General features: G+C 57.9%; 5 protein-coding genes. 1 reads left to right on the plus strand and 4 read right to left on the minus strand.

Annotation, left to right across the window (positions count from 1 at the left end):
• The 3 genes from ACXRVY_RS15420 to ACXRVY_RS15430 all read right to left on the minus strand — a co-directional run.
• Positions 1-1,078, minus strand: a 1,078-nt coding sequence (locus ACXRVY_RS15420; RefSeq protein ID WP_458237696.1) for an SLC13 family permease, incomplete at its 3' end; no start/stop codon positions are given.
• A 78-nt stretch (positions 1,079-1,156) separates the two neighbouring features.
• Positions 1,157-2,446, minus strand: a complete 1,290-nt coding sequence (locus tag ACXRVY_RS15425) for a hypothetical protein (protein WP_457265986.1) — start codon at positions 2,444-2,446, stop codon at positions 1,157-1,159.
• Between the two features lie 288 nt (positions 2,447-2,734).
• The gene (locus ACXRVY_RS15430; protein ID WP_458237697.1) at positions 2,735-3,001 is read right to left on the minus strand and encodes a hypothetical protein; all 267 of its coding nucleotides are present in this window, start codon (positions 2,999-3,001) and stop codon (positions 2,735-2,737) included.
• Positions 3,002-3,343: 342 nt separating this feature from the next.
• Here ACXRVY_RS15430 and ACXRVY_RS15435 point away from each other — a divergent pair, with 342 nt between their 5' ends.
• On the plus strand, positions 3,344-4,669 hold the full coding sequence (locus ACXRVY_RS15435; RefSeq protein ID WP_223458167.1) for a sigma-54 dependent transcriptional regulator: 1,326 nt from the start codon (positions 3,344-3,346) through the stop codon (positions 4,667-4,669).
• A gap of 59 nt (positions 4,670-4,728) precedes the next feature.
• Here the strand turns inward: ACXRVY_RS15435 and ACXRVY_RS15440 are convergent.
• Positions 4,729-5,753 (minus strand): hypothetical protein (locus ACXRVY_RS15440; protein ID WP_458237698.1); only part of this gene is annotated, 1,025 nt, incomplete at its 5' end.

Genomic DNA, 5,753 nt, shown 5'->3' on the forward strand with positions numbered 1-5,753 from the left:
GCAATGAGGTGAACGGCATGGCGTCCTTGAACGCGGTGCCGAGACGGTGTTCGTCGGTGATGCCGGTAAAGGCGGTGATCAGCACGATCACCATCAAACCGATCAAACCCACTTCGGCAATGTGGAACGCCAGCCCGGCAATCAGAATCAATGCGGCAAAGCCTTGCACCAGCAGCGCTGCACTTTGACGCGCGGTGCGCTCGGCATTGTCTTCGGCGGCGTAGTTGGCCAGTACCGCGCGGACGTTATCCGGCAGCAGCGTGCCGTATCCGAACCAGCGCAGCTTTTCCAGCAGCACGCACGTGATCAGCCCGGCAACCAGTACCGGTAGGGATACCGGCGCAACCCGGGTAAAGAAGTCGGAGAAGTGCCAGCCCATTTCATGGCCGATCAGCAGGTTCTGCGGTTCACCGACCAGCGTGCAGACTCCGCCCAATGCGGTACCCACGGCACCGTGCATCAGCAAGCTGCGCAGAAAGGCGCGGAACTGTTCGAGATCACCCTGATGGAGGGTGGGCAGATGTTTGTCGTCGCTGAACTCGCTGTCCAGACGCGGATCGTTACCAGAGGCGACGCGGTGATACACCGAGTAAAAGCCTACGGCGGCACTGATGATCACGGCAGTCACGGTCAAGGCATCGAGGAACGCCGACAGAAACGCCGACAGAAAGCAGAACATCAGGGCCAGCAGGGCCTTGGAACGAACCCCCAACAGCAGGCGCGAGAACAGGTACAGCAACAAGTCCTTCATGAAATAGATACCGGCCACCATGAACATCAGCAGCAGGATCACCGGGAAATTGTGCAGCAACTCGTCGTACAGCGCCTGTGGCGTGGTCATCTTCAGCAACAGGGCTTCAATCAATAACAGGCCGCCGGGCATCAGCGGATAACACTTGAGCGCCATGGCCAGGGTAAAGATGAACTCAAGCACCAGCAGCCAGCCGGCCGCCACCGGGCCTGCGGTCCACAGCACCAGGGCATTGAGAATCAGAAAGCCGACGATGCAGGCCTTATACCAACGGGGCGAGTTCCCGAGAAAGTTGTGCGCGAACGCCTGGGCCATTGAACCGGACATCGGCTGCTCCTTGTTTTAAGAAGCGCGCAAGTTGCCGTAAGCGGGCGAGAAGATCAAGCACAGGAAAAACCCATCGGTTTAGCCCAGAAAGCGCGCGACGACTGCCTTGTAACTACCCTGCAGCGAATAGCCGCCAGCCACGATGTTTCCATCGGCCTGCACCGTGACACAGGTGGCGGTATCCGGGCTGGGGCCCAGGCGAGTACGCGTACAGCCGCAGCCTTTGCCAAAGCGGCGATCGGGATGGCCGTTGGGCAGGTATCGCCCGAGTATGAAGTCTGCTTCAACGCCGCCGATGGTTGCACCCGCTGTCAGCACACCGCCATCGGGCTGTAACTGCGCGGCGATCCACTGGCATCCGCTGTGACCGATTTGCAGCCGCTGTGGTTGTCCGCGGTTACAATGATTGTCGGGTCGGCCATTGCTGCGCATTTTAAATGTCAGGCAGTGCATCGGCTCGCAGCTGCTGCCAAAACACAGGATGTCGCCGTCGTTTTGCTGGACCACCTGACTGACCCGGGCGCCATGCCCTTGCGCCTTGAAGGCCATGAATCCATCTACGGCAAAACGGTCATCGAGGCGGCCGTCCGCGTGATAGCGCGCCAGCAAGCCTTCTTCAGGAAAGTTGATCGATCCACCGACCAGAATTCGGCCATCACGTTGTACCGTCAGGCTGCTGAGCCAGGTATTCATCAGCAGGTGCCTGACCACCACGAAGCCGCTACCGTTGAACGAACAGTCCAGCGAGCCTTCGGCATCCAGCCGTATCAACAGGCCGACGTGATCGGCCAGTTCGTAGTGATGGTTGGCCAGGATCAGGATCCGGCCGTCTTGCTGTATGGCGATATCGCAGGCTTCCGCGCCCGGCACGCCGGGTGGCAGCCAGGCATCGCGGATGCCCAGGGACAGACCGCCAGGCAGTCGCACGACGCGGCGGCCATTATCGCCAAAGCTCTGAACCAGGCGACCCTGGTGATCCAGCAAGGCGAGGGCCGGGAGCGTGCGGTGCGCGTTTTCGTAGTGCAGCCCGGCCAACAGGATATTGCCGTCGGGCATGACCAGAACCTTGGCGCCCATGGCTTCGAATCCCGGTTCGAATTGGCCGATGACACTACCTTGCTTGCCGAACGCGAGGTCTGCGCAACCATCCTCCAGCAAGCGGGCCAGACCAAAGCGGCTGCCATCGGCCATGGCGACTTTTGCGGCTACCAGCAAGCGGCCCTGCGCATCGATCGCAATGTCATTGGCGAGGCTGGAAAGGCTGTCGACGAAATACACCTGGGTTTTGCCGTTGGCGGCAAACGTCGTATCGAGGGTCCCGGGGGGGTTCCGGGTGGCGGAGAAGGCAAAAGCGGACTGGCGTGACATGCACCGCATCTCCTTGCGAGTCGTCCTGATCCAGAAGTTTGGGCGGCGACTATGTAGGGAGAATATTCAATCCCTGAATGATGAGATGCGCAACGGTGAGAACTCACAGACGGAGAGTCGTTGTGTGCCACAACAGTGTCTTTTCGAACCAATGGCAAGCCTGCAAAGTACCGGGTGCGCAATAGTTCTAATTTGTGCGGGAAATGAGTGCGGATCGGTGAAAACGATCAACCCGACTAATGACAAGGGGGGAGGGTGCGGACTACCCCGGARTAATCCGCAAAACGATTAGTGCGGCATCGACCACGACTGCAGTGTGTAACCTTCCTCGCTCAATTCGGCGCGGGCCTGTTCCAGCAGACGTTCAAGCTGTTCAGGGTCGGAGTAGGCACTGCTTGGGATCTGCTTGCGGCCAATGCTGGTGCTGGTGCGGTCGATRACGGTCAGGCTSAGTTCGCCATTACCGTCTTGYGSGGCCCAGGCSACGCATTTGAATGGTTTGAATGCGCGGTCGGCAATCAGCAGTGCTTCGTTGATACGGAGCGGGGCGTTCATAGGGTCTTCTCTCTGTATGCCCAATCAAGTGATGTGCCGTCGGTTGGGCTTACCGTTCGGCTGGTTACTTGTACTGATGCCCGCAACCGGGGCTTGGGTCACACACAATCAAAATTAATTTCCACTTTATTTCACAGGCTCAAGAATGAGGCTGGCATTGAAAGCGCAATGAAAGGAAAGAGTCGTTAGGTAACTAACATAATCACAACTTATAACTGGTTTTACAGCGTCGCTATAGTCAAACAGTACAAGGCCCTGTCAAATTCTTGCTAATGTTACAGTCAGGTCTGCCAAATGACTGTTTTTAATAAAATTTCTTAAATTTGGCGCCAAGGAACAGTCATGAGCGATGCGCCTGCTTTACGACGTTTGTTAGTGGTGGACCCCTGTGACGATTGCTATCGTCTGCTCCCTGGATTGCGCGCTATCGGTTGGGACGTTGATAGCTGCACGCTGGCGAACGCCACTGACCGAACCTGTGACGTGGGCTTGTTGCGCTTGCAGCCCTCTCACCTTGAGCACCCGGAAGCCGTCAAGGAATTGATCAGCCGCAGTGGCACCGAATGGATAGCCGTACTCAATCAGGAAGTGCTGCGCCTGCAAAATGTCGGTGACTTCGTCTGTGAGTGGTTTTTTGACTTTCATACCTTGCCATTCGATGTGTCCAGGGTTCAGGTCACGCTGGGCCGGGCGTTTGGCATGGCGCGGTTGCGCGGGCAGGGCACGGTCCATGTTGACCAGCCCGAGCACGAATTGCTGGGTGACAGCAAACCTGTCCGTGAACTGCGAAAGCTGTTGAGCAAACTGGCTCCGACCGAATCTCCGGTGTTGATTCGGGGTGAAAGCGGCACTGGCAAGGAACTGGTCGCACGCACCCTGCATCGTCTGTCCCAGCGTCACAGCAAACCCTTTATCGCGATCAATTGTGGTGCGATTCCCGAACACTTGATCCAGTCCGAGCTGTTTGGCCATGAGAAAGGCGCATTTACCGGCGCGCACCAACGCAAGGTCGGACGGATAGAAGCCGCCAACGGGGGCACTCTGTTTCTCGATGAGATCGGTGACCTGCCACTGGAGTTGCAGGCCAACCTGTTGCGGTTCCTCCAGGAAAAACACATCGAGCGAGTGGGCGGCAGTCAGCCGATTGCGGTGGATGTGCGGGTTCTGGCGGCGACGAACGTCGACCTTGAAGCCGCCATCGCGAAGAAACGCTTTCGTGAAGACTTGTATTACCGCTTGAACGTACTGCAAGTGGCGACCGTTCCACTGCGCGAGCGCCATGGCGACCTGGCGACGCTTGCCAACCACTTCTCCCATTTCTACAGCCATGAAACCGGGCGCCGCCCACGCAGCTTCAGCGAAGACGCATTGATTGCCATGGGCAAACACGACTGGCCAGGCAATGTTCGCGAACTGGCCAACCGCGTTCGTCGCGGGCTGGTGTTGGCCGAAGGCCGGCAGATCGAGGCCCGTGATCTGGGGTTGATCAGTCCGCATACAATCGTCGCGCCGATGGGTACCCTCGAAGAATACAAGAGCCGGGCCGAACGCCAGGCATTGTGTGACGTATTGAGCCGCCACAGCGATAACCTGAGTGTCGCCGCCAAAGTATTGGGTGTGTCGCGACCGACCTTCTACCGGTTGTTGCACAAGCACCAGATTCGCTGAACCGCAGCTTTGAACAAAAAAACGCTGCGATTGAAATTGCTGCAGGTTTTTTGTTCGGGTCAGAAGTAGTAAGGAAGTTTCAGGCTGAACTGAAAGTCCGGGGCATCGTCCGTCATGCCGATGGACAGGTTGGGTACGATAGTCAGGTTGTCGGTGGCCGCAATGGTCATGCCGATGTTGAAGTAACCGGCGTTGGCATCGCTGGAGACCACCGATTGCCAATCCCCGCCATCTTCCTTGAGCTTGCTTTTGCGTTGCACCAGGTCCGAGACTGAAAACGACATACTCATCTTTTCGTTCAAGGCGAACGCAATACCGGTGCCAATCTGGAAGCTGTCGCCAATGCGTACTTTGCCCGGTGTCTTGACCGCCGGGTTGGAACTGATGTCGTCGAAAGACTCCTCCAGATTGTGCGTGTAGGACAGGCTGCCGAACAGCACCGCCGGATCGAACGTCTTGACCAGAGAGATCCCCGGCGTAATCGACCAGACACCATTACCGGTAGGCAAGGACTCAGGCACGGCCAGGTTGGAGTTATCGTCCACCCGAATCAGCTTGATGCCGAACGGATCTTTGCCGGTCGGCGCCTTGACGCGCAAGGTCACCACGGCATCCGGGGTGTTGACCGACTCGTCGAGGAATTTGTAGGCGATACCGAAGTTGACGTCACCTATGGTCGGGTCTTCCTTGACGGTATCTTCAGTCGTGACGTTGGCGGTGCCGTTATTGCCGCCACCGGACTGGTAGGTGGATTCACGGTAGACCACCGGCACGTTCAGGTCGAACTGCCAGCGATTGTTGAAGTTGTAGCGGCCGGTGAGGTCAAGCGTCCAGGTGTCGGCCTTGATCCGGTCCAGGTTGATGGCGCCCAGAAAGATCGAGTCCAGGGCGAGAAAGCCGTTGAGGATCAGTTGGCGGGTATCGTATCGGGAGTAGGTAATTCCGGTTTCGAAGCTGAACTTGCCGCCACCGAAGAACCCGCTGGCCTCGTCATACAGATTTGAAACGCTTTGCGCCGGTTGTGAGTCATCGGCCAGCGATTGTCCATACGAGCTGCCGCGGCCCCCGGCGGCCCCCCCTGAAG

Source organism: Pseudomonas sp. P5_A2_2 (assembly GCF_054177685.1).